Annotated in this window: 21 protein-coding genes and 2 pseudogenes; 11 read left to right on the forward strand and 12 right to left on the reverse strand. The window is 58.6% G+C overall.

Annotation, left to right across the window (positions count from 1 at the left end):
* Positions 1-3: 3 nt before the first annotated feature.
* Both AC07UI_RS09565 and AC07UI_RS09570 read left to right on the forward strand, forming a co-directional pair.
* Positions 4-792, forward strand: coding sequence for a TIM barrel protein (locus AC07UI_RS09565; protein ID WP_494992257.1), 789 nt, complete (start codon positions 4-6; stop codon positions 790-792).
* Positions 793-908: 116 nt separating this feature from the next.
* Entirely contained in the window at positions 909-1835 is a 927-nt protein-coding gene (locus tag AC07UI_RS09570; RefSeq protein WP_494992258.1) for a sugar ABC transporter substrate-binding protein, read from the forward strand.
* 406 nt (positions 1836-2241) lie between these two features.
* Here AC07UI_RS09570 and AC07UI_RS09575 read toward each other — a convergent pair whose 3' ends face one another.
* From AC07UI_RS09575 to AC07UI_RS09590, 4 genes are all read right to left on the reverse strand, one after another.
* Positions 2242-2475: a DUF4189 domain-containing protein gene (locus AC07UI_RS09575; protein WP_494992259.1), complete on the reverse strand. Its 234-nt coding sequence runs from the start codon at positions 2473-2475 to the stop codon at positions 2242-2244.
* A gap of 3 nt (positions 2476-2478) precedes the next feature.
* On the reverse strand, positions 2479-2610 hold the full coding sequence (locus AC07UI_RS09580; protein ID WP_494992260.1) for a hypothetical protein: 132 nt from the start codon (positions 2608-2610) through the stop codon (positions 2479-2481).
* Between the two features lie 125 nt (positions 2611-2735).
* On the reverse strand, positions 2736-2918 hold the full coding sequence (locus AC07UI_RS09585; RefSeq protein ID WP_494992261.1) for a hypothetical protein: 183 nt from the start codon (positions 2916-2918) through the stop codon (positions 2736-2738).
* 558 nt (positions 2919-3476) lie between these two features.
* On the reverse strand, positions 3477-4142 hold the full coding sequence (locus tag AC07UI_RS09590; RefSeq protein WP_494992262.1) for a ribonuclease T2: 666 nt from the start codon (positions 4140-4142) through the stop codon (positions 3477-3479).
* A gap of 409 nt (positions 4143-4551) precedes the next feature.
* On the opposite strand from AC07UI_RS09590, the gene AC07UI_RS09595 reads away from it, so the two are divergent.
* Positions 4552-5256 (forward strand): murein L,D-transpeptidase catalytic domain family protein, encoded by a 705-nt coding sequence (locus tag AC07UI_RS09595; protein WP_494992263.1) that lies wholly within the window; start codon positions 4552-4554, stop codon positions 5254-5256.
* 211 nt (positions 5257-5467) lie between these two features.
* Here AC07UI_RS09595 and AC07UI_RS09600 read toward each other — a convergent pair.
* A pseudogene (locus AC07UI_RS09600) lies at positions 5468-5629 on the reverse strand (ABC transporter substrate-binding protein); the annotation flags it as partial.
* A gap of 629 nt (positions 5630-6258) precedes the next feature.
* Between AC07UI_RS09600 and AC07UI_RS09605 the strand changes: the two are divergent.
* Genes AC07UI_RS09605 through AC07UI_RS09620 form a run of 4 tightly spaced genes read left to right on the forward strand, consistent with a single transcriptional unit; the run spans position 6259 to position 12346 of the window.
* Positions 6259-7467, forward strand: a complete 1209-nt coding sequence (locus AC07UI_RS09605; protein ID WP_494992264.1) for an HlyD family secretion protein — start codon at positions 6259-6261, stop codon at positions 7465-7467.
* Entirely contained in the window at positions 7467-8732 is a 1266-nt protein-coding gene (locus tag AC07UI_RS09610; protein ID WP_494992265.1) for a hypothetical protein, read from the forward strand. The genes AC07UI_RS09605 and AC07UI_RS09610 overlap by 1 nt, the downstream gene beginning before the upstream one ends.
* A gap of 1 nt (position 8733) precedes the next feature.
* Entirely contained in the window at positions 8734-10899 is a 2166-nt protein-coding gene (locus AC07UI_RS09615; RefSeq protein ID WP_494992266.1) for a glycosyltransferase family 2 protein, read from the forward strand.
* A 10-nt stretch (positions 10900-10909) separates the two neighbouring features.
* A complete protein-coding gene (locus AC07UI_RS09620; RefSeq protein WP_494992267.1) occupies positions 10910-12346 on the forward strand; it encodes an efflux transporter outer membrane subunit in 1437 nt (478 codons plus the stop codon).
* A 14-nt stretch (positions 12347-12360) separates the two neighbouring features.
* On the opposite strand, the pseudogene AC07UI_RS09625 reads toward AC07UI_RS09620, so the two are convergent.
* A pseudogene (locus AC07UI_RS09625) lies at positions 12361-12519 on the reverse strand (class II aldolase/adducin family protein); the annotation flags it as partial.
* A gap of 383 nt (positions 12520-12902) precedes the next feature.
* Here AC07UI_RS09625 and AC07UI_RS09630 point away from each other — a divergent pair.
* Both AC07UI_RS09630 and AC07UI_RS09635 read left to right on the forward strand, forming a co-directional pair.
* Entirely contained in the window at positions 12903-13691 is a 789-nt protein-coding gene (locus tag AC07UI_RS09630) for an SDR family oxidoreductase (protein WP_494992268.1), read from the forward strand.
* A gap of 251 nt (positions 13692-13942) precedes the next feature.
* Positions 13943-14776 (forward strand): DeoR/GlpR family DNA-binding transcription regulator, encoded by an 834-nt coding sequence (locus tag AC07UI_RS09635; RefSeq protein WP_494992269.1) that lies wholly within the window; start codon positions 13943-13945, stop codon positions 14774-14776.
* On the opposite strand, the gene otnI is transcribed toward AC07UI_RS09635, so the two are convergent.
* From otnI to AC07UI_RS09665, 6 genes are all read right to left on the reverse strand, one after another.
* Positions 14773-15555 (reverse strand): 2-oxo-tetronate isomerase, encoded by a 783-nt coding sequence (gene otnI, locus AC07UI_RS09640; RefSeq protein WP_494992270.1) that lies wholly within the window; start codon positions 15553-15555, stop codon positions 14773-14775. The two genes, AC07UI_RS09635 and otnI, sit on opposite strands and share 4 nt — an antisense overlap.
* Before the next feature lie 144 nt (positions 15556-15699).
* Positions 15700-17160, reverse strand: a complete 1461-nt coding sequence (locus AC07UI_RS09645) for a GntT/GntP/DsdX family permease (RefSeq protein ID WP_494992271.1) — start codon at positions 17158-17160, stop codon at positions 15700-15702.
* Positions 17161-17351: 191 nt separating this feature from the next.
* On the reverse strand, positions 17352-17990 hold the full coding sequence (gene otnC, locus AC07UI_RS09650; RefSeq protein ID WP_494992272.1) for a 3-oxo-tetronate 4-phosphate decarboxylase: 639 nt from the start codon (positions 17988-17990) through the stop codon (positions 17352-17354).
* Positions 17991-17998: 8 nt separating this feature from the next.
* Positions 17999-19297 carry a 3-oxo-tetronate kinase gene (otnK, locus tag AC07UI_RS09655; protein ID WP_494992273.1) on the reverse strand — a complete coding sequence of 433 codons (1299 nt, stop codon included), beginning with the start codon at positions 19295-19297 and terminating at the stop codon, positions 17999-18001.
* A gap of 10 nt (positions 19298-19307) precedes the next feature.
* On the reverse strand, positions 19308-20213 hold the full coding sequence (gene ltnD, locus AC07UI_RS09660) for an L-threonate dehydrogenase (protein ID WP_494992274.1): 906 nt from the start codon (positions 20211-20213) through the stop codon (positions 19308-19310).
* Positions 20206-20364, reverse strand: coding sequence for a hypothetical protein (locus AC07UI_RS09665; protein WP_494992275.1), 159 nt, complete (start codon positions 20362-20364; stop codon positions 20206-20208). Before AC07UI_RS09665 ends, ltnD begins: the two co-directional genes overlap by 8 nt.
* Before the next feature lie 174 nt (positions 20365-20538).
* Between AC07UI_RS09665 and AC07UI_RS09670 the strand changes: the two genes are divergently transcribed.
* Together AC07UI_RS09670 and AC07UI_RS09675 are read left to right on the forward strand one after the other, a co-directional pair.
* The gene (locus AC07UI_RS09670) at positions 20539-20754 is read left to right on the forward strand and encodes a transposase (RefSeq protein WP_494992474.1); all 216 of its coding nucleotides are present in this window, start codon (positions 20539-20541) and stop codon (positions 20752-20754) included.
* A gap of 115 nt (positions 20755-20869) precedes the next feature.
* On the forward strand, positions 20870-21982 hold the full coding sequence (locus tag AC07UI_RS09675; protein ID WP_494992276.1) for a CapA family protein: 1113 nt from the start codon (positions 20870-20872) through the stop codon (positions 21980-21982).
* Positions 21983-21997 lie beyond the last annotated feature (15 nt).

Below are 21997 nucleotides of genomic sequence, written 5' to 3' on the forward strand. Positions count from 1 at the left end.
CGCATGAGCTTTACACCCTTCAAACTGGCGATCAGTGCCGAGATGGTCTTCCTGGATCTCCCGTTCACAGAGCGCGTCAAACGTATTCATGCGCTGGGCTTCAGCGCCGAACTCTGGGACTGGACCACGAAGGACATTGCGGCCCTGGTCGCCACCGGCGCTGACTTCACCTCCATGACCGGCTATATCTCGGGCAACCTGACCGATCCCGAGGACATCAAGCACCTGCTCGACAGTGCACGGGAATCGCTGGCCGTGGCCGCACAGCTGAACTGCCCCAGTCTCAACCTGCATGGCAGCGGCCTGGACGACAAAGGCCTGCCGGTCAAACCTGTGGCCCACACCAACGGACGAATGTGGCTGAGCGCCTGCAAGACCCTGGAAAAAATCGCCAGGCTGGGGGAAGAGGCTGGCAGGGTATTTTTGCTGGAAAACCTCAACACCCAGGTTGACCACCCCGGCACCCCCTTCGCTCGCGCCGAAGAAACCCTGGCCCTGATCGAAGCCGTGGGCAGCCCGCACCTGAAGATGAACCTGGACCTTTACCATGCCCAGATCGGCGAAGGAAACCTGATTGAACTGATCCAGCGTGCCGGCCCGGCCATTGGAGAAATCCAGGTCGCCGATGTACCCGGCCGCATGGAACCCGGCACCGGCGAGATCCATTATCCGGCCATTGCCAGAGCTTTGTTGCGCATGGGATACACCGGCGTCGTCGGGCTAGAGGGTTGGGCCTCTGGCGACTCCGAACAGGCACTTGAGCGCTTTCGGCAAGCCTTCACGTTTGATTGACGAGGCCGGCAACGCCTGGGACCTCACTGGCGCTCTCGGCAGGTTTGATGCAGAGAGCGCCAGAAACGCCTCACCTTTGATGAATTTCAACTCATAACAACAAAAGGAAAACCATCATGCGACGTTGCACACTGTTTATTGCCTCGCTGCTGCTCCTCAGCAGCCAATGGGCCCTCGCCGACTATCGCATTGGCGTGAGCATTGCCAGGGTGGACGATAACTTCATGACCTATGTGCGCAGCGGCCTGGAAACGGCCGCCAAACAGGAGAAGGTGCAGATCCAGTTCGAGGACGCTCAGGGTGACGTGGTGCGTCAGCTGAATCAGATCGAAGGCTTCCTCAACCAGAAAGTGGACGCGGTCATCGTCCTGCCCGTGGACACTGCCGCCACCGCCAACATGACCCGCGCTGCCGTCGCGGCGAAAACACCACTGGTCTACGTCAACCGCCGCCCGGACGAGCGCGTCTTGCCCAAAGGCGTGGTCACCGTGGCGTCCAACGACATCGAGGCCGGACAACTGCAGATGCGTTACCTGGTCGACAAGATGGGTGGCAAAGGCAACCTGGCGATCATCATGGGCGACCTGGCGCAAAACGCCACCCAAGGCCGAACCGATGGGGTCAAAGATGTACTCAAGGACTATCCCGGGATCAAGATCGTCGAGCAGCAAAGTGCCGAGTGGCAGCGCAACAAAGGGATGGACCTGACCAGCAACTGGGTGCTCGCAGGCTCAAACTTCGATGCCATCGTCGCTAACAACGACGAGATGGCCATCGGCGCGGCCATGGCCCTGCAACAGGCCGGCAAGGCCAAAGGCTCGGTTCCGGTGGTCGGCATAGACGGCTTGCCTGACGGACTGGCGGCCATCAAACGCGGCCAGTTGGCGGCCTCGGTGTTTCAAGACCCCAAAGCCCAGGCGACCAGCGCCCTGCAAGCCGCCATCAAAATGATCAAAGGCGAACCGGTCGAAGCGAATGTCTGGGTGCCCTTCAAGCTGATCACGCCGGACCTGGTGGCGACTTACGAGCAGCACTTTAAATAGTGCCAAGCGGGGGGACGTGGTTCAGCCACTTCCCCCAGGCTGACATGACCCATCACAATACCAACACACGGTGTCATACAGGCCTTGTCATGCCCTGGTTAAAATTTTGCAGACATATACTCATCCATATGAGTTACGGTGTATGCATTGCCATTAACATTGATGGTAAAAATCCGCTAATCATAACCTGACGAACTATTGTTTCCAGGTATGGGGAGTATATGTACTTCACGTGCGCCTTGATCGTTGACCCAGCCCCGTCCACTCTGATCTTTTCAATGCTCATGCGGAACTTTCCAGCCCACTCACCATTATTATCATAGTAATCGACAACCGCATTACGAATAGCGGTCAAGTCGGCGGGTGCACTTTTTGAATCAGCACCTTTTACATTTGTATTACACGCCTATACGTGATTATTGCAACTATTTCCATTTGAGCGCCCCAGACACTGTTCATTGGCCATACGATCTGCCACTGATTGATCCGAACCTTTTCCCCAGCCATAAGCTGTTCCTACCGCGCCGTCTATCGTACGGTATGCTCCACACCTGTCAGCGCCAAATAATTCCAATACAACACTACAGTTTCCGCCTCGCTGCGCGCACTCATTGAGTGCCCTCGTATTGGCCTGCTCCATGGTTCAGTGATCGTACGACCAGCCGTAATAGAAACCATTATTTTTGTCTACAGCCAACGCCCCAAATTTATCGCCTGCCCATGAGCAGGGAGATAGAGCGAGAAGGATAATTATCGCCATGACCTGTTTTTTCATGTGCTTCATCCCGATGAAATAAGCTGACAGCCTCATTGCTCATGCCTGCACAGGGGTACAGTGTTAGTGGTCTAGCGGTGATCCCCCCGCTCCCGGAGCAGCCGAATTCTTTCGGCCTGAGGGATTTATGGCCGAATCGGTTCAGCGGGCTTTTTCTTGCCCAGTACATAACAGGTGGTAATACAGTTGGGGTTGTGAGGACTGCTTACCGGCGTCACGGCCAGCAGTTTCCAACCCTCCCGCAAGGCCTTGTTCACCTCTTGTGAGGTGTATACCTCGGTGATCGTTTGCGCTTCGTGCAACTGCATGGCCCGGCTCCCTCTGATTGAGCTTGAGTGTTCAGCGTAGCCTTTTATAAAACTCACGGGGGATCCTTTCGGTGCGTTACACGTAACCCGCCATTAAATATAGACTCAATTCGGCGGCGCTCCATCCAGCTCGATCACATTGGAAAATGGGACATGGAAAATGGGACAGATATATTTTTATGTTTCTCATAATCAATTCCTGCATGGCGAGCCTCACAGTAGCCTCGGCCTGCCAGGCTAAAGACGATAAAGACCCTGAGAGCCCAGCATTGCAACATAAACCAACCGTCATTATTCATAGACTGACTGGTTATATTTAAACATCCAGCTCAACATCTCAATCTTCTTCAAAAAATCAGGAGAATGTGATGAATACTGTTGAGTATGATTACTCTTGTTGGCGCTACTGATAATAATATTTTTTATTACAGCCGCAGCACTATTAAAAAAAGCTCAAGTAAACGTCGCCTCCAGTGTACCTGTTCAAGGGCAAATCTTTTCTTGAACTATCGTCAGCCCCCCCTTGGCCGAGAGTGCTGACGGCTCCAACCGGCTCGCTCATCGAATAGGCGGCACGCGAATCTCTCCGGACCGACATTGAGTTTTGACGCCCTTGCCGCAGGCCCCGAATGCCAAGTCCTTGCCCATGCAGACACGAACCTCGGAGAGCTCGGGCCCGCTACACAGAATAGCGATGCCATCAGCAGGGATACCGGGATTACTCTGCCGGAACATTTGTGCAATCTCTTGCGCTTCAAAGTAATGGGCAGTGCTGAAGGGTTGCAGTTGCTCCGGGATCCGGACAGCGCCCACGGCCTTGTCCGCTGTGTCCAGATAACCCGAGGCGCCCAGGCCACTGCAGGTGCCGTGCTTTGTCCATTCATGCTCCAGCAACTTGCGCGTCGCAAACAACGTCAGCCCCCTCGCCTGCTCCGCTTGCGTTAAAGGAACCATCGGCGGGCACGACTGCGGCCAGCCGCCCTTGGCGTATTGAGGCCAGAGACCGTGGAGCACAAAGCCATAGCCTTTCCCCGAGCATTGCTCATTGTCGCGATGGGTCAGGCAAAACGTGGGCGACCAGGACAACGTCAACAGATAGTAGTCAAACACCCCCGCAACCGAATCAGACTGATGCTTGCCGTTTCGCCCCTCGCGAGCATCGCTCATACCAATACTGCAAATCGTCAGCGCAATAAGCGCGCCCAGTACATAAAGTTTTCTCATTTTCCCTCTCTTTGAATACCGGTTCGTCCGGCTATTTCATATAGTTGATGAGTCAGTCTAGACCAGGAAACATTCTTGTCACCTTGACGTTTCAACAACATGACTTGAACTGCACGCTTTAAAGACAATAACCAGTAAAGCGTGATACCGGCCGAAGAAGTGGCGAATATAAACCTGTCACACGTTCCGTCAAGGGTTATGAAAAGAGTTTTATTGTTTGTTTTGCCTCATCGCCACAGCGGAAAGTCCTGCCCGCGGCAAATATGAAATGGACAGTTCTGAACTAGATTCAGTGCTCGCAGCACTGCGCAATCATCCCCCTGCACCTCGGGTTTAAAAGTCACTCGAGCATCGTCACTCAGACCCACTGACACTGCTAGACTCGTATAAATAGTGATGGGATACGCACATGACGCTAGACCGCTCGGGCTTTTTAATGGCAGCCATGCTTGTGATGTCCATGTCTGTAGAGGCCGCCTACGCCGATTCGCTTGAGGCCGCGCTGGTCAAAGCGGCACCAGACGCTAACGCCAAGGTTATCGCGCTGGCCGTACATGCGTCTCAGTGCCGATTGGCGCAAGGCGCGGCACCTGTCCAAAGACTTGCAGTGATTGATTACTCTCTCCCCTCAACCGAGCAACGACTGTGGGTGTTTGACCTGCAACACCGCACATTACTTTTTCACGAACTGGTCGCGCACGGCCGCAACAGCGGCGAAAATATGGCCAGTCAATTTTCCAACCAGAATGAAAGCATGGCCACCAGCCTTGGGTTGTATCGGACGAGTTCGACCTATGTCGGTCATAACGGCTATTCCTTGCGCATGGAGGGATTGGAGCCTGGCTTCAACGATCATGCACTCGACCGGGCTATCGTCATCCACGGGGCAGCCTATGTCAGTCGCGACCTGGCGCAGTTGAACGGCCGTATTGGCAGAAGTTTAGGTTGCCCGGCCGTGCGCCCCGCTATTGCTCATCAACTCATCGACTCAATGAAAGACGGCCAGTTACTGTTTTCTTATTATCCTGATCAACGCTGGCTGAATTCGTCTTCATTTATAAATTGCGACCGCTCCACCGTGGCTGACGCGTCCAAACCGAGTACAAGCTTTTAAGTAGTCTGGTTCGGGAGAGTCGTGCTATTCATCTCCCTTCACCTCATCGCCTTTTCCCGCATCCATTACACCCTCCTGAAGATAGATCAGGGGGGTGTAAACCTTATTCAGGACGGGGCAATAACTGTCTGGTCCGGGTCTGCTGGCGCGGGTGGCGCCGGTGCCTGCGCCACGGGTTTGCGGACCGGTTTAGCCACAGGCTTTGGCTTGGGGACTCGTCGCCCCAACTGCGCAGGCGTTGCGAGACATCAAGCGGTATATCGTTGACCCTGGCGAAGACCCGAGCGTACTCGTCGGGATTTTGCCGGCCCCACTCGAACGCCTTGGCGAAACGCTGCAACACATCGTTGACCGCCTTTCGTTTGAGCGGATTGATGCGGATGTCCGTGCGCTTTGGGGCGAGCCTGCGGGTGCGTCCCCTTATAAACCAGTCCTGGTATGTTTCGGCCTTATTCAAATATATGAACATATGGATCCTTATATTTTTTTGCCTTATATCCTCCCCGCTTTCGTGCTGAATACTTCTTTAAACAGGACAAGAAACAGCACCCAGAAGAACACCCTCAGTTTGTCGGCAATCTAAAACCTTAGAACATCAGATGTTGACAGTCGCCGAGAGCACATTTACCGTCGCAAGCTCGAGACGTAGACAAACACTGGCTTTGAATGAGCCGTACATCTGAACGCAGAAGCCCGGCACCTCATACATGGCAGGCTTCGACCGGCTTTACCGCAGCCGCTTCGATATGTAAATAAGTAATAAATTACGCGTAGTTTATTATCTAATTACACCAACAAGACAGGGCAAAATTCCTGCGCACCAGAAAACAACTTTCAAACCATCGCTGGGTCAGAGACATATCGCCCGGCAAATGAACGGCGATTCAACTTGAGCTCCACCTGACTTCTGCCCTGTGCAGTCATGGGTTCTATTACCTGACTGTCGGGTCGGACCGGCCACGTGCCGAACTAATTCATTGCTCTTTCAAGGAGTGCTGGAGAATGGCTGATACCCGCTCAAAACGCTTTTCATTTTCCTTCCTGCCGCGACTGGTCGGATTCGGCGTCCTGGCATTCATTATCTGGCTGCTGTTTTCGACACTGTTCATGCCCTTGATGTCTTCCTCCGCGACGCGGGCGGTGTTGAACGCACCTGTGATTTTGCTGACGACGCCTATCGATGGAGTGGTCAGTTCGCTCACGATCGAACCGGGAGCCAGCTTTGCCACAGGGCAAAAAATCGCCACCATCGATAATCCGCGGGCCAATCAAGAGGCGTTGCTGACCTTGCAAACGCGCCGTTTGTCCCTGGAACAGCAACTGTCTTCATTGACCAGCGAGGCAGAGCACGATCAGCAGCTTCTCAACGAGCTGGAGAAAACCAGTCAGCAATATCAATCGGCATTCCATACCCGACAGCTCTATGCCCAGAAAGCCCTGAAAGCCGAGAGCAGTGCTGCCAGTGTGCGCCTGGAGGACGCCCAGGAGACGGTCGATCGTAACCTGGAGCTGTTTCGCCAAGGCGCCATCAGCCAGGCCGCGGTGGCCTCCTCCAAGGCGCAACTGGCATCACTGCAAGGCGCCGCCGAGTCCGTCAAGTCGCAACTGCGGATCAACGATGGTGACCTCAGCGCTGCCAGCAAAGAGGTGTATCTGGACCCTGAGCAGCTGCGCCTGTTCGAACTCAAGGCGAAAATAACCACTCTGCAGTTGAGCCTGGCCAATCAGGCCAAGAATCAGGCGACACAACAACAGGAACTGGACAACCTCAATAACCTGATTGCCACCGAGCAAGACAGAATCAAGCTGATGAGCGGGTACGACGTGATCGCCTATTCACCCGGCACCGTCCAGGAATTGGTGGCACCGCAAGGGACACAGGTGCGCGCGGGTGCGACATTGCTGCGCGCCACCAACTGCAATGAGAGTTACGTGATTGCAGTGTTCCCGGAGCGAATGGCGAGCAAGATCGAACGCGACAGTGTTCTGCGGGTGAGTATCCGCGGTTTGAGCCATACCCTGACAGCCAAGGTCGTGCAACTGCTGTCCAGCCCCTCGGATATTCAGGTCAGTAGCTATAGCGTTCCATTTCCCTATGCCGAACAGAATTCGGTCTATGTGGTCGGCGCCTTCGGCAGCAATCTCACAAAAAGTCAGCGAGCCGCGGTCTGCAACCCCGGGCATTGGGTCACTGCCGAGGTGTCACGCTGATGATTACTTCCAGCTATGCCAGCAGGCGCTGGGTGCTGACACTCGGGCTCCTGGCAGCCAGCCATGGCGCGAGCCCGGCACTGGCTGCGGACCCGATGCCACGCCTGGCCGAGATGACCTGCACAGCGCTCGACCAGGCGGTGCAAGCGCAAGCGGCGGGCCCTTTGTTATTGGCCAGCTATCCGCCCGTGGCCGGTCAGCAGCCTGAGATCCAGGCCTTGCGCGGGGTCGCGTTCACTTACGATAACGCCTTGGCCAGCATCGCTCTGTTCGCCTGCGGCAAAGCGCAATCGGCACGCCGGATCGCGGATGCGCTGGCATACGCGACCTTGCACGACCCTGACTATCAGGACGGCCGATTGCGCAACGCCTACGCTGCCGGACCACTCAAAAGCGGACCGATGACGCTACCTGGCTACTGGAGCACGCAACGCAACGCCTGGAATCAGGATGCCTACCAGATCAGTAGCGCTACCGGCAATCAGGCCTGGGGGGCACTGGCGCTATTGGAGGCATTTCGCCAAACCGGCGAGGAGCCTTATCTGAAGGCGGCCCAAAGGGTTCTGCGCTGGACCGAACAGAAAACCTACGACAGTCGGCCTCCCGAAGGATTCATCGGCGGCTACTACGGCTATCCCCCGGAGCAAGCCAGGCAGGACTGGAAGTCCACCGAACACAATGCCGATCTGGCTGCCGCCTGGACCGCGCTTGACCAGTTGCATGCGGATGAACATGCAGCGCGCCAGGCGAAGATTGCGCGCCAGTTCGTCTTCAGTCAGTGGGACGCCCGTGAAGGCCGCTTTCTGATCGGCACACTGGGCGACGGGCAAACATCCGATCGCTCGCGCTCAGGGCTGGACGCGCAGATCTGGCCGTTGATTGCCCTGCACCATCCCCCTGCCGATTGGCAGCGGGTCTTCAGTTTCATCGATCAGGCGCATCGTTCCGGGGCCGGTTACGGCTTCAAGCGCAATCCGGATGGTCTGTGGACCGAAGGAACTGCGCAGACTGCTGCGGTTGCTCGGCTGAGCGGAGCACCGGAAAAAGCACAGCCGCTATGGGCGGTTCTGGCCGCGCAGCAAACCAGCGACGGCTGGCTGTTTGCAACACCCCAGGCGCGCATCAGTACCGGACTGGCCATAGGTCCGGACTCGGTCATCGATGATTTTTACTATTACCACCTGCCTCATTTGGGAGCCACCGCATGGGCGGCAATCGCCGCAACCGGCATCAACCCCTTCACAGGTTCTCGCGAGGCGAACTGACATGCATACATTGGACACGCTACAACTGCTGCAAATCAATTTCTGGACGCTGGCCATGGTCATCCTGTTCGGATGCCTGACGCACCGCGACCAATGGCCGGCGCGAAGCGCTTTCGGCGCAATGACCGCGCTGCTGCTGATCAACTATGCCGTCTGGCGGATCCGCGACACCCTGCCTGACGCCCATGCCGGTGCTGCCACGGTCTGGTCATACAGCTTTCTGTTCTTTGAGCTGCTGGCGATCGTTTACACGCTGTTTTCAATCATTGTGATGCTGTGTCGCTCGGATCACCACGCCAGCGCCGATGCCGGAGAGCGTCGCCTGCGAGCCGCAGGCCAGGATGTGCCCGCAGTAGATGTGTTCATCGTGACCTATAACGAGGGGCTCAATATCCTGGAGAAAACCATCGCCGCCGCTCAAGCCATCGACTACCCCAACTTCGCTGTCTGGGTGCTGGACGATACCCGGCGTGACTGGTTGCGCGACTATTGCTGCGAGGTCGGCGTGAATTACGCACGTCGTGGGGACAATTCGCACGCCAAGGCGGGTAATCTCAACAATGGTTTACAGCAATCGGCTGCCAGCACCAATGCGCCCTACATTCTGGTGCTGGACGCGGACTTCGCGCCGCAGCGACCCATTCTGTTGCGCACCCTGGGGCTGTTTGAAGACCCTCGAGTCGGGTTGGTGCAGACACCGCAGTTTTACTACAACCCCGATCCAATCCAGCACAACCTCGGTTCCTCGACCTGCTGGGTAGACGAACAGCGGGTATTCTTCGACGTCTACCAACCGGCGAAGGACAGCTGGGATTCTGCGTTCTGCGTCGGTACGTCGTTCGTCATCCGCCGCGACCTCATCACCGAGTTCGGCGGGTTTCCCACCGAGTCGATTTGCGAAGACATCAACACCACTTACCGGTTACTGCAACAAGGTTATGTCACTCGCTGGCTGAACGAACGCTTGTCCATCGGCCTGTCGGCCGAGGGCTTGACCGAGTACATCAATCAGCGTGGGCGATGGTGCCTGGGTACGATTCAGGTCGCACTGCTCAAGGACGGTCCTTTACGTGGCAAGGGCTACACGCTCAATGATCGTCTGCACTTCCTGCACGGCCTGACGCATTGGGCCTCCAAGCCATTCATCTTGATGCTGTTGATCTCACCGGTGCTGTACTGGTACTTCGGTATCGCCGGATTTTATGCCAACCCTGTTGATTTTCTCGCCCACGGGATGCCCGCGCTGATTGCCTTCTGGGGTTACGGCACCTGGGTCACCGACCGGCGAACGCTACCGATTTTTACCGAAGTCACCCAAATCGTGGCTTCGCTGGCGGTGACTGCCACCCTCATCAGCGCCATGATCCGCCCCTTCGGCCGGCCGTTCAAAGTGACGGCAAAAGGACTCGATCGCTCCAGAACGGTGATTCACTGGAAGTTGTTCGGGTTCTTCTGTGCGCTGACCTTGCTCTCACAGATCGGCGCTTATGCCGCCATTTCGACTGCTGCCGCATTCGACGGCAACATGCTGTTCAATCTTTGCTGGACCGTGGTCGCATTGGTCTACAACCTCGCGACCCTGGTGGCCTGCGTCGACAGGCCCCGGCTGCACGGTGAAGAGCGATTCCCTTTCGACAAACCCGCCGGCTTGCGTATCGCCGGGGTGACCTTGCCGGGCCGAATGGTCGACATTTCCATTAGCGGGGCCGCTTTCTCCTGCACGTTAGCGAAATTGATAAAGCAGGGAATGCGCGGTGAAATATGGGTCGACAAGGTTGGCTGGATCGGCGTGGAAGTCATGCGCCACCCCCGAATTGATCAGTTGGGACTGCAATTCATCGACCTGTCCGATGCACTTCGCCATCGGCTCATCGCGCGGTTGTTCAGCGACGCGACGGCCAATGTTGCCGGCAAGGCCAGGCCATTGATGGCTTTCAATAGCCTGTTGCGCCGCTCGTTACTGGGTGAAAAGGCAGCCAGACCGGTACTGCCACGACGCACCAGCCAACCGTCCAGGCCTTCTATGGTTCGCTTCAAGTCCTTCAAGGGCAGTTTGATAAAAAAGCCTGTGCCGCAGGTGTCCGGCCCTGAAGGATCCGGCAGCAGAGGCAGCTTGTTATCCCTCCTTGTTTCCCAGCTGCGAGCATTGCTCGGTCAACGCCTTTAGGAGAGCCATCATGAATAACTCCTTATCCACGACCTGTCTGGCATCCCTGCTCATGCTGAGCGGCTGCTCGATGGAACCCACTTATGAGCGGCCGGACGCACCGATCGATCAACAGTGGCCGCAATCCGCGTCAGCCGATTGTTGCAGCGCCAAAAAGGCATTCGAACAGGACTGGCGCGGCTTCATTCTTGACGACCGGCTCCGGCAATTGATCGAACTGGCCCTGAATAACAACCGTGGCTTGCGTCAGTTCGCCGCCGGCATGGAGGAAGCCAGAGCGGGTTATGCTGGAGCCCGGGCCAAGCTGTTTCCCGCCATTGGCATCGACACCTATGCCGGGCGCAGCAAGATGCCATCGATCGTCAGGACGCCCACCGGAGGCGACAGCACAGGCAGCGTGGCCAACACCTTTCAGGCCACGGCCGGTTTCACTTCATACGAGTTGGACCTGTTCGGCCGTATCCGCAGCCAGAGAAATTCGGCGCAGGCCCGTTTCGAAGCCTCCGAAGCAGACTACCAGACGGCCCGACTGGCATTGATCGGTGAAGTCGCCAGCACCTGGCTGAGCCTGAAAGCCAACCAGAATCTGTTGGCGTTGGCACAAAACACCTACGACTCGCAAAATCACTACGGACAGCTGTTGCGCACCAGTTACAACTATGGCTCTACCGCACGGATCGATGTCCACCAGGCCGATGCCCAAACCAACACCGCGGCAGTACAGATCAACACCTATCGCATGCAAGTGGCGCAGGATATGAATGCGTTACGCGTGTTGGTGGGTCAACCCGTGCCCACCCAACTGTTACCGGAAGGCGAACTGGGCAAAACCCTTGCGACCGCCGATGTACCTGCCGGGCTGCCGTCATCGCTGATCGAGCGCAGGCCGGACATCATGGCAGCCGAAGCGCTTTTGCGGGCCGCCAACGCCGATATAGGCGCTGCGCGCAGCGCCTACTTCCCCAGACTTTCACTCACCTCTGCGTTGGGGAGTCTGTCTGGAGAGTTTGCCAATCTGATGAGCGGCCCGGCCGAGTTATGGTCAGTCGCGGTAGCCGGGTCTTTGACGCTGTTCGATGGCGGGGCTCGACGCGCTCAGGTGGATGCCAGCCATGCCCGCTACGATGGACAAACCGCCGCTTACGAAGGAACCGTGCAGAATGCCTTTCGCGAAGCGGCCAACGCGCTCAATGCGCGTCAGGAGATGCTGACCCAGGTCGACAATCAGAAACACCTGGTCGCTGACTATCAAGAAGCCTATCGCCAGTCTCGCCTTCGCTTCGAAGCGGGTCTGGACAGCTATTTCTCCACCATGGACGCCCAGCGTTCGTTATTCTCTGCGCAACAGCAGTGGTTCGCACTGGAACTGGCGCGGGAAATCAATCAGGTGAACCTGTACAAGGCCTTGGGCGGCGGCTGGAAGCCACCGATGAAAGTCGCCATGTGAGAAACCCTTTCAACTCACTCTTTATAAGCCGTATCGGTGCGTTCCAGCTGCCGGATCAGCGCGTCCCGATGCCGTGCAACGCCCGGACCGTCGCCACTTTTGAAGACTTCGGCCTGTTTCTCAACCTTGGCCACGACTTCTGCCGGTGGGAAGATCAATTCAGCGTTCCTCGCCCAGGCCTGATCACATAAACCTGTGTGCCTTCGGCAGCGCCGGGGGCATGGATGTCTGAATAGTGCCGACAGTCATGCTGTCGGCATTTTTATTTCTCGAAAATTACGCCAGCGGTGGCAGCCAGACCCGGCCGGGCCCAAGGCAAACTCCGGATCGGGACCGGCTCGAAGCCAAACTGCGGAGCTGCTATATTCCTGCACCTTAATGGACTCTCTGCGACCCGCCACAGCATAGTCAGATCCTCGGAATCGACCAGCGCCAGCTAAAAACTGTTACCTATGTGCTTGAACTGTTTTGTTAGCTATGTGGGTGAGTCATACCGGCCTTACCTTGTCGCCAGTTTTTTTACATTCCTATTGAACACCACTGAAGGAGACCGCTTGTGAATCTCGGCATCGAGGGGCGTTGGGCACTGGTTTGTGCCGCCAGCAAAGGGCTTGGCAAAGCCTGCGCGCAAGCGCTGGTCAGCGAAGGCGTGAACGTTGTGATCACCGCTCGCGGCGAAGATGCACTCAAGGCTACGGCCTCTGAGCTACGCGCGTTGAACCCCGCTGTAACCGTGATAGCGGTCGTGGGCGACATCTCGACGCCAGCGGGTCGAACCGCTGCGCTGGCGGCTCACTCGCATTTCGACATCCTGATCAACAACGCCGGCGGGCCGCCTCCGGGGGATTTCCACGACTGGGACCGGGAGGCCTGGATCAAGGCCCTGGACGCCAACATGCTCACCCCCATCGAACTGATCAAGGCAACGGTGGACGGCATGGCCGAACGCGGGTTCGGCCGTATCGTCAACATCACCTCGAACGCGGTCAAATCCCCCATCGAGAGCCTGGGCCTGTCCAACGGTGCGCGCAGCGGGCTGACCGGATTCATCGCAGGGCTGGCCCGACAAGACAACATCGCCAGCCGCAACGTGACCATCAACAACCTGCAACCGGGCTCCTTCGACACCGATCGGCTGCGCAATAACCTGGTCGCCGCCGCGCAGGATCTGGGGCAGGACAGCGAGGCTTTCCTCGCCGAATGCCGCCGAGAGATTCCGGCCAAACGCTTCGGCACGCCTGAAGAGTTCGGTGCATTGTGCGCCTTTGTCTGCAGCGCTCACGCTAGCTACCTGACGGGGCAGAATCTATTGATTGACGGCGGGGCGATTCGCTCCACTCAGTAGAAGCAAAAGCCTCAAAATTTCTTTGTACCATTTTCGTACCAGAGGCCATTTATGTGCGGCCCTCAAAAAAAGAACACATCCCCTCAAGAGGCAACCTCTTTTTGCGGATCGGCTGGCGGGCTGGCCATCAAACCTGAATGACCGCCGTGGTGCCTGGATCCATTACAGCGTTGCGCTACTGATCCAGTCACAGATTCGCTACTATGTTTGACCGCACCTTTACCCTCAGCTTTCCTCACTTTGGAGCCTGAATGCCTAGTCAAAAGGACATCGCCGCGCAAAGCGGCGCACCGATGATTCCTGAGCAGCGCCGTGAATTGATGCTGCGACAGTTGCGCAAGCATCAGGTGCTGAGCGTTCATCAGTTAATGGAAATGTTCGACTGTTCGCACATGACCATACGCCGCGATATCGCGCTGCTTGAACAGGAAGGACGTGCTTACTCGGTAACGGGTGGGGTGCGAATCGCCAGCCAGCTCCACAGTGAGCCCAGCCATCAGTTCAAGGCGGTGGTCGAGTTGCCGCAGAAGCAGGCGATGGCGAAACTCGCCGCGCGCTTACTGCACCCCGACATGACGATTTATCTGGATGCGGGAACCAGCACGCTGGAGATCGTCCCCTACATCAAGGCGCTGTCGGGCATGACGGTGGTGACCAACGACTTCGGCATTGTCCAGGCGTTGATCGAGGCGCCCCATGTCACGGTGATTCATACCGGCGGGCAGCTGGATCACTCCAATCAATCGTGCGTGGGCGGTTTGGCGGTTGCCACCTTGCGCCAGGTCGTCACCGATATCGCCTTCATATCGACCAGTTCCTGGGATTTGCGTCGCGGCCTCACCACGCCTTCGGCACTGAAGGTTGAGGTCAAGCAAGTCGCGATGCAATCGGCCTCGCAAGTGGTGCTGGTGGCCAGCAGTTCGAAGTACGGCACGTTCAGCATGTACAAGATCGCCGGGCTCGAGCAGTTCGATATCATCCTCAGCGACGATGCGCTGACCCCTGCCGCGGTCGATAGCATCCGCAAGCAGGGTGTGGAACTGCTGTTGCCTTCCGATAGTGGCGCGCAGGGTTTTGAGCGCTAGCGGCTCTTCCAGTCCCGCAACCACTGCAAGCCTGCCGAGGTATTGCCACGCGGCCGGTATTCACACCCTACCCAGCCGTCATACCCCAACTGGTCGATCAGCTCGAACAGATAAGGATAGTTAATTTCTCCCAGGTCCGGTTCGTGGCGATCCGGTACGCCAGCGATCTGGATATGGCCGATACCGTCGAAGTCCCGACGCAGTTTGCTGGCCAGGTCACCCTCGACGATCTGGCAGTGGTAGCAGTCGAACTGAACCTTCAGGTTACTGGCGCCCACCTCCTTGCAAATGGCCTGGGCCTGATCCTGCCGGTTGAGGAAAAAGCCCGGCATGTCCCGCGTGTTGATCGGTTCGAGCAATACCGTGACCCCGACCTTGGCCGCCTGAGCGGTGGCGTAAGCGAGGTTTTCCAGGTAAATGCCGTGATGCCGTGCCCGATCGCTCTCGCGGGGCAGCAGGCCTGCCATGACATGGATTCGTGAGTTCCCCAGCACGGCGGCGTATTCCAGGGCGCGATCAAAACCGCTGCGAAATTCACTCTCACGGCCCGGCAACGACACCGTGCCCCGCTCGCCGGCCGCCCAATCGCCGGGCGGTGCGTTGAACAGCGCCTGTACCAGGCCGTTGTCGCTCAAGCGCTGCTTGAGTTCCTGAGCGCTGTAGTCGTAGGGAAACAGATACTCCACCGCTTCGAAACCATCGGCGGCAGCGGCGGCGAAGCGATCCAGAAACTCATGTTCGGGATAGAGCATGCTGAGGTTGGCAGCAAAACGAGGCATGTTAGCTCCTATAAGAACTAAAAATAGTTCATTGAAACAGATGGCTTTTTGTAGGAGCCGAGCTTGCTCCAGGCGGCGTTCCGACGATGGCGATCTCAAGTACGCCATCGCCGGCAAGCCGTGCTCCTACAGGTCGACAGTTCGTTAGACAAACGGCCAGATCAGCAACGTAATACCGAAACCCAATGTACCAAGCAAGGTGGTCAGTACCGTCCAGGTGCGCAAGCCGTCGGCCACATTCAGCCCGGCCAGCTTGGTGAAGATCCAGTAACCGGCATCATTGATATGGGACATGGCCAGCCCGCCACCGCCCATGGCCAGGCACAGCAGGGCCATGTGGTTCGGGGTCAGATTGAGGGTAGCAATCAGCGGACTGATGATGCCGGCGGTGGTCACCAGCGCCACAGTGGTCGAGCCCTGGACCGCGCGCAACAGCATAGTCAGCAGAAAGCCCAGCGCGAGCACCGGCAGACCGGTGGTGCGCAGCATGTCGGAGACCACGGCGCCGATACCGGTATCCACCAGCACCTTGCCAAATACACCGCCAGCGCCGGCAATCAGGATCACCATGGCCACGCCGGGCAACGCCGAGCCGATCACGTCGGACACCTGAGAACGGCTCCAGCCCCGACGCGAACCCAGCAACCAGGCACACAGCAAGGTGTCGATCAGCAGCGCCACCAATGGCGCGCCGAGCACGGTCATGATGCTGCGCAGGGTCGATTCAGCCGGCAGCAACGAGGTGGCCAGAGTCCCCAGCAAAATCAGAATGATCGGCAGCAGGATCATGCTGACGATCAGACCGAAACCCGGTGGGGGTGCCGGCGGCAACTTCGCGACAATGCTGCTGGTGGCCTCTTCCAGGCCCATGTGTGACACCGCCACAGCGGCTTGTTCAGTGCTCTTGCCGTTGCCATTGGCCCAGGCGGCCAGATCTTCGTTGGTGACATGCGGGCCGTAGACCTCGGCACGAATATCGTCGGTCATCGGGTACACCCGGCGGGTCATGCGCCCGGCCACGCGATAACCGACATAGCAGAGCAGCGCGGTGATCGGCAGACCGAACATCAGCACGCGACCGAGGTCGGCGCCCAACTGGCTGGCAGCAGCCACTGCGCCCGGGTGTGGCGGCAGGAAGGCGTGTACGGTCAACAAGGCAGCGCACATCGGCAGTGCGAACACCAGCAACGGCTTACGCGCACTGCGGGCGACGCCATAGGCCAGCGGCATGAGGATGATCACACCGACCTCGAAGAACACAGGTACCCCGACCATGAAACCGGCAATCGTCAGCGCCAGCGGCGTGCGTCGGTTGCCGAAACGGGTGATCAACGTCTTGGCCAGAGCCTCGGCACCGCCGGAGAGCTCGATGATCCGCCCGATCATCGCGCCCAGGGCAATGATGATCGCGATATGGCCCAGGGTCTTGCCCATGCCGCCTTCGATGGTGGCAACCAGATCGGCCGGTTTCACCCCGGCCACCAGTGCCACCAGAATGCTCACCAGCATCAAGGCCACGAAGGGCTGGAACTTGTACTTGAGCACCAGGAACAACAACAGCGCGATGCCCACCCCTGCGGTAACCATCAGGATTAACGGGCTCATTTCAGAAACCCTCCACGCCGGGTGAACGAAACGGTTCTTCTGAAAATGCCGCAGTGAACGTGAGTCATGCCTGGATTTCCTCTTGTTATTGTATTTTTAGGCAAGCCGCGGCTATCGAGAGTCGCTGCGCGTCTCCCGGACCGGGCCTGCGTAATCGATCTGTTGTGTTCTATCGTGTTCGAAAATGCGCTCTACCAGTGCGCGCCGAAGGTCTCTCGCAGCTCGTCCAGCGCTGCTTGATCGAGCGGTTCGGGCTTGGGATTGCTCATCAGCCAGAGCCGTGCGGTTTCCTCGAGTTCCTCCAGGGCGTAGCTGGCCCTGGACACCGAACTCTCCCAGACCACCGGGCCAAGCCGTTCGAGCATCACGCCGCGAACGCTGTTGGCCAGTTGCGCGACCTGCTCGGCGACCTTTGGCGAGCCGGGTCGCTGGTAGCCAATCAACGGGATGTGCCCGACTTTCATGACCTGATACGGCGTCAGCGGCGGAAGAATGTCGTCTGGCTGCCAGACACCCGCCAGCGTCAACGCCACCAGATGGGTGGAATGGGTATGCACCACACCACCGACACTCGGGTTGCGGTCGTAGACCTGGCGATGCAGCGCCAGGGTCTTTGAAGGCTTGTCACCGGACACCCATTCGCCGGCCAGATTGACCTTGGCAATCGTCGCCGGGTCGAGGCGACCGAGGCAGACATCAGTCGGCGTGATCAACCAGCCGTCGTCCAGGCGGGCGCTGATATTGCCGGCGCTGCCGACGGTGTAACCGCGCTGGTAGAGGCTGCGACCAACCTCACAGATTTCTTCGCGCAAGGCGTTTTCGCGACTCATTGCGCAGCTCATTGTGCACCTCCGGCCTGGGCCAGTTGCTTCAAGGCTTTGCTGAAGAAGTCCCGGCCACCGAAGTTGCCCGATTTGAGTGCCAGCGCCAAAGGCTCATCAGTACTGCTGACCGTCGCCGGCACACCAGGATCGATCTGCGCACCGATCTGTAACAACTGCACGCCCAGTGCCTGAACCACGGCGCCCGAGGTTTCACCACCGGCGATCACGAAACGACGCACGCCGCTCTGGCGCAGACCCTGGGCGATTTCGCCAAAGGCGTTTTCCACCAGACTGCCGGCCTGTTCGACGCCCAGCTTTTGTTGCACGGCCTTGACCTCCTCCGGCGAGCTGGTGGCGTAGATCAATACGGTTTGTTCATTCTCACGGGCGAAGGTCATGGCTTGCGCAACGACCGGCTCGCCAGCAGCCAGGGCCAACGGATCAATCCGCAGGGCGGGCCGACCGGCTTCGAGCCAGGCCGCCACTTGGCCATTGGTGGCCACGGAGGCGCTACCGGCCAACACCACTTCGCCGCCAGACACCGCTGGGAGCCTGGAGGCATCGAAGTCACGCAGCTTGCCAGCGCGCCGGAAGTTATCCGGCAAGCCCAAGGCCAGCCCCGAGCCACCGGTCAACAACGGCAGATCGGCGCAGGCGGTACCCAGTGTGTAAAGATCACTGTCGGACAAGGCATCGGCGATCGCCATGCCAACGCCTTGAGCCCGCAACTCGGCGATTCGCGCACGAACCTGCCCGGCCCCTTGGGCAATGCTGTCGTAGCGCAACAGGCCGACATTCAGGCGGGTCTGCGATTGCAGAACCCGAACCAGATTGGCATCGGTCATCGGCGTCAGCGGGTGATGCTGCATGCCCGACTCGCTCAGCAGCTGATCCTGAACAAACAAGTGGCCCCGAAAGATCGTCCGGCCATTTTCCGGGAACGCCGGGCACGCGAGGGTGAAGTCGCTGCCCAGTGCGCTCAGCAGCGCTTCGCTGACCTGGCCAATATTCCCGGCCGCAGTGGAGTCGAACGTCGAACAGTACTTGAAAAAGATCTGCTCACAGCCTTGCTCACGCAGCCAGGCGAGTGCCGCGAGGGATTGTTCGACTGCGTCGGCGACCGCAATGGTGCGCGACTTCAGGGCAATGACGATCGCATCGGCGTCGAGCCCTGCGGCCACTTCACTGCTCGGGATGCCGATGCTTTGTACGGTGCGCATTCCGCCGCGTACCAGCATGTTGGCCAGGTCCGTGGCACCGGTGAAATCGTCGGCGATGCAGCCCAGCAGCGGGCGTGCGGTGGATGTAGTCATGGAGCGCTCCTCAAACAGGCTCAGGCTTGGCAGTTGGCAACTCGATGCCCGGGAAAATCTTGATCACCGCCGAGTCGTCCTCGCGGCCGAAGCCGGCGCTGGAAGCCTGCATGAACATCTGGTGGGCGGTGGCCGACAGTGGCAGCGGGAATTTGCTGGCTCGTGCGGTATCCAGCACCAGGCCCAGGTCCTTGACGAAAATATCCACCGCGGACAACGGCGTGTAGTCGGCCTTGAGAATGTGCGGCACGCGGTTTTCAAACATCCAGGAATTACCGGCGCTATGGGTGATAACCTCATACAGCGCATCGGCATCGACCCCTTCACGCAGGCCCAGCGCCATGGCTTCGGCGGATGCAGCGATGTGCACCCCGGCAAGCAGCTGGTTGATGATCTTGACCTTCGAACCCAGGCCATGGACATCACCCAGGCGATAGACCTTGCCGGCCATGCCCGCAAGGATCGCTTCGGCTTTGGCGTAGGCATCGGCCGGGCCCGAAGTCATCATGGTCATCTCGCCAGCGGCAGCCTTGGCCGCGCCACCGGAGATCGGCGCATCCAGATACAGCAGGCCTTGTTCGGCCAGACGCTGCCCCAGGTCTACGGCGTAGGTCGGGGCCACGGTGGCGCAGCCGATCACCAGGCTGCCCGGACGCAAAGCCGCCACGGCACCACCCTCGCCAAACAATACGGTTTCAGTCTGCTCGGCATTCACCACAACAGTAATGATCACGTCACACTCGCCAGCCATCTGCGCGGGCGAAGAGCAAGCCACGCCGCCCTCGCTGGCAAACTGCTCCGTCACCGCCGCGCGCACATCACAGGCATGCACATTGAAACCGCTGCGCAACAGTGAACGGGCAATGCCCAGGCCCATCGCGCCCAGACCGACAACACCGACATTCTTGTTATTCATGGGGTACTCCAGAGGAAAGCAGCGGCCGATTCCATGCGAGCAAGGTGCAGAAGGCGGACCGCGTTGTAGAAATGAGCGCGGGCATGACAAACGGATCACCCGGTTGAGCGGCGCTATCGCTCGGCACCTGAGTCGGGATCTTGTCGAACATCGAGGCAATCCTGCTTTTGTCTTGTTATCAGGCGGTCATACCGGCTGGAGAGATAATCCACCAATGATCACATTATGTGAAGTATTTTTTTAGAATAACATTTTTTAACATCCAACTCCCAGGCCCGCCTCCGCGCCTGACAAGACCGCACAAAAAGGACGCATAATTGAGGTTATCCAGTGCAGGGGCGCGGTAGCGGTCATCCCATCGAAAAGAAATCGCCTGAAACCTCGCCGGCTGGATCGGCATCTCTACAAGGCGCGCAACCTGGTGGAGCGCTTTTTCCAGAAGCTGAAGCCATTTCGCCGGATCGCAACAAGGTATGAACGACTGGCAAGAAACTATCAGTCGATGCCGAGCCTGGTGTCAGCCGTCATCTGGCTGGCCTGATTGAGAACACCACCTGGCTATTGTCGAGGCGTGATGATCGTTGTGATGGGGCCGCAGGTGAGCTGATCGGGGCCTGTCCCCGGTTTACGTTATTCGGGATATCCGGGAGGGTGCCATGGCAGCTGTTACCGATACGCTGAAGCTGTTTCTCGCCGGCGACGTCATGACCGCCCGCGGCATCGACTCAGTACTGCCGCATCCTGGCGATCCGCGGCTTTACGAAGCTTACGTCAAGAATGCCGGCGATTACGTCCGGCTGGCAGAAAGACTCAATGGCTCGATTCCCCGCCCAGTCGATTTCACCTATGTCTGGGGCGCTGCGCTGGATGAGTTCGAACTTCGCCAGCCAGACGCACGCATCATCAATCTGGAAACTGCGGTGTCCCGCCGCGGACGACCGGAACCAAAGGGCATCAATTACCGCATGAGCCCGGAGAACTTCCCGGTCATCAGCGCAGCCGGCATCGACTGCTGCGTGCTGGCCAACAACCATGTGCTGGACTGGGGGGCAGCCGGCCTGGCCGATACGCTGGATACCCTATTGAGCAACGGTATGTGCAGCGCCGGCGCCGGGCACAACCGGCAATCTGCCGAAGCGCCCGCCGTGCTGCCGCAGCCAGGTGGGCGGCGCTTGCTGGTGTTTGGCCTCGGCGCACCCGACTGCGGCATTGCGCCGGACTGGGCCGCCACGGATAAGCGCGCGGGCGTCGCGCGGCTGGAGGATTTGTCGATGCAAAGCCTGCGCCCTGTCGCCAAACGGATTCTCGAGGGCAAAAATCCGCGGGACCTGGTGGTCGCCTCCATTCACTGGGGCGGCAACTGGGGGTTCGAGATCCCGCGCGAGCAGGTCCGGTTCGCCCATGCCTTGATCGACGAGGCCGGAGTTGACCTGGTGCACGGGCACTCCTCGCACCACATCAAGGGCATTGAGGTGTACCGCGAACGCCTGATTCTCTATGGCTGCGGTGATCTCCTGAACGATTACGAAGGCATCGAGGACCACGCAGCCTTTCGCGGTGACCTGGGGCTTCTATATTTTGCCTCGCTGGACCCGGGCGGGCACCTGCAGTCGCTGGACCTGATACCCATGCGCCTGCGTCGCTTTCGCCTCTGTCGCGCCGAAGGGGATGACCGTCAATGGCTGCACGACACCCTTTCTCGCGAGTGCGCACGCTTGGGCGGCAGCATCCAGCCAGGCGCGAAAAATGCCTTCGAGTTGCGTTGGTAGGAGCGTCTGGACACG

Source organism: Pseudomonas sp. GW821-FHT04C07 (assembly GCF_059420325.1).

Bases quoted from the DNA above. Each gene is read 5' to 3' on its own strand.
- AC07UI_RS09565 (WP_494992257.1), top strand. From the start codon at position 4: ATGAGCTTTACACCCTTCAAACTGGCGATCAGTGCCGAGATGGTCTTC.
- AC07UI_RS09580 (WP_494992260.1), bottom strand. From the start codon at position 2,610: ATGAAAAAACAGGTCATGGCGATAATTATCCTTCTCGCTCTATCTCCC.
- AC07UI_RS09585 (WP_494992261.1), bottom strand. From the start codon at position 2,918: ATGCAGTTGCACGAAGCGCAAACGATCACCGAGGTATACACCTCACAA.
- AC07UI_RS09570 (WP_494992258.1), top strand. From the start codon at position 909: ATGCGACGTTGCACACTGTTTATTGCCTCGCTGCTGCTCCTCAGCAGC.
- AC07UI_RS09575 (WP_494992259.1), bottom strand. From the start codon at position 2,475: ATGGAGCAGGCCAATACGAGGGCACTCAATGAGTGCGCGCAGCGAGGC.
- otnK (WP_494992273.1), bottom strand. From the start codon at position 19,297: ATGACTACATCCACCGCACGCCCGCTGCTGGGCTGCATCGCCGACGAT.
- AC07UI_RS09605 (WP_494992264.1), top strand. From the start codon at position 6,259: ATGGCTGATACCCGCTCAAAACGCTTTTCATTTTCCTTCCTGCCGCGA.
- AC07UI_RS09665 (WP_494992275.1), bottom strand. From the start codon at position 20,364: ATGTTCGACAAGATCCCGACTCAGGTGCCGAGCGATAGCGCCGCTCAA.
- ltnD (WP_494992274.1), bottom strand. From the start codon at position 20,213: ATGAATAACAAGAATGTCGGTGTTGTCGGTCTGGGCGCGATGGGCCTG.
- AC07UI_RS09635 (WP_494992269.1), top strand. From the start codon at position 13,943: ATGCCTAGTCAAAAGGACATCGCCGCGCAAAGCGGCGCACCGATGATT.
- AC07UI_RS09610 (WP_494992265.1), top strand. From the start codon at position 7,467: ATGATTACTTCCAGCTATGCCAGCAGGCGCTGGGTGCTGACACTCGGG.
- AC07UI_RS09615 (WP_494992266.1), top strand. From the start codon at position 8,734: ATGCATACATTGGACACGCTACAACTGCTGCAAATCAATTTCTGGACG.
- AC07UI_RS09590 (WP_494992262.1), bottom strand. From the start codon at position 4,142: ATGAGAAAACTTTATGTACTGGGCGCGCTTATTGCGCTGACGATTTGC.
- AC07UI_RS09595 (WP_494992263.1), top strand. From the start codon at position 4,552: ATGACGCTAGACCGCTCGGGCTTTTTAATGGCAGCCATGCTTGTGATG.
- otnC (WP_494992272.1), bottom strand. From the start codon at position 17,990: ATGAGTCGCGAAAACGCCTTGCGCGAAGAAATCTGTGAGGTTGGTCGC.
- otnI (WP_494992270.1), bottom strand. From the start codon at position 15,555: ATGCCTCGTTTTGCTGCCAACCTCAGCATGCTCTATCCCGAACATGAG.
- AC07UI_RS09620 (WP_494992267.1), top strand. From the start codon at position 10,910: ATGAATAACTCCTTATCCACGACCTGTCTGGCATCCCTGCTCATGCTG.
- AC07UI_RS09675 (WP_494992276.1), top strand. From the start codon at position 20,870: ATGGCAGCTGTTACCGATACGCTGAAGCTGTTTCTCGCCGGCGACGTC.
- AC07UI_RS09645 (WP_494992271.1), bottom strand. From the start codon at position 17,160: ATGAGCCCGTTAATCCTGATGGTTACCGCAGGGGTGGGCATCGCGCTG.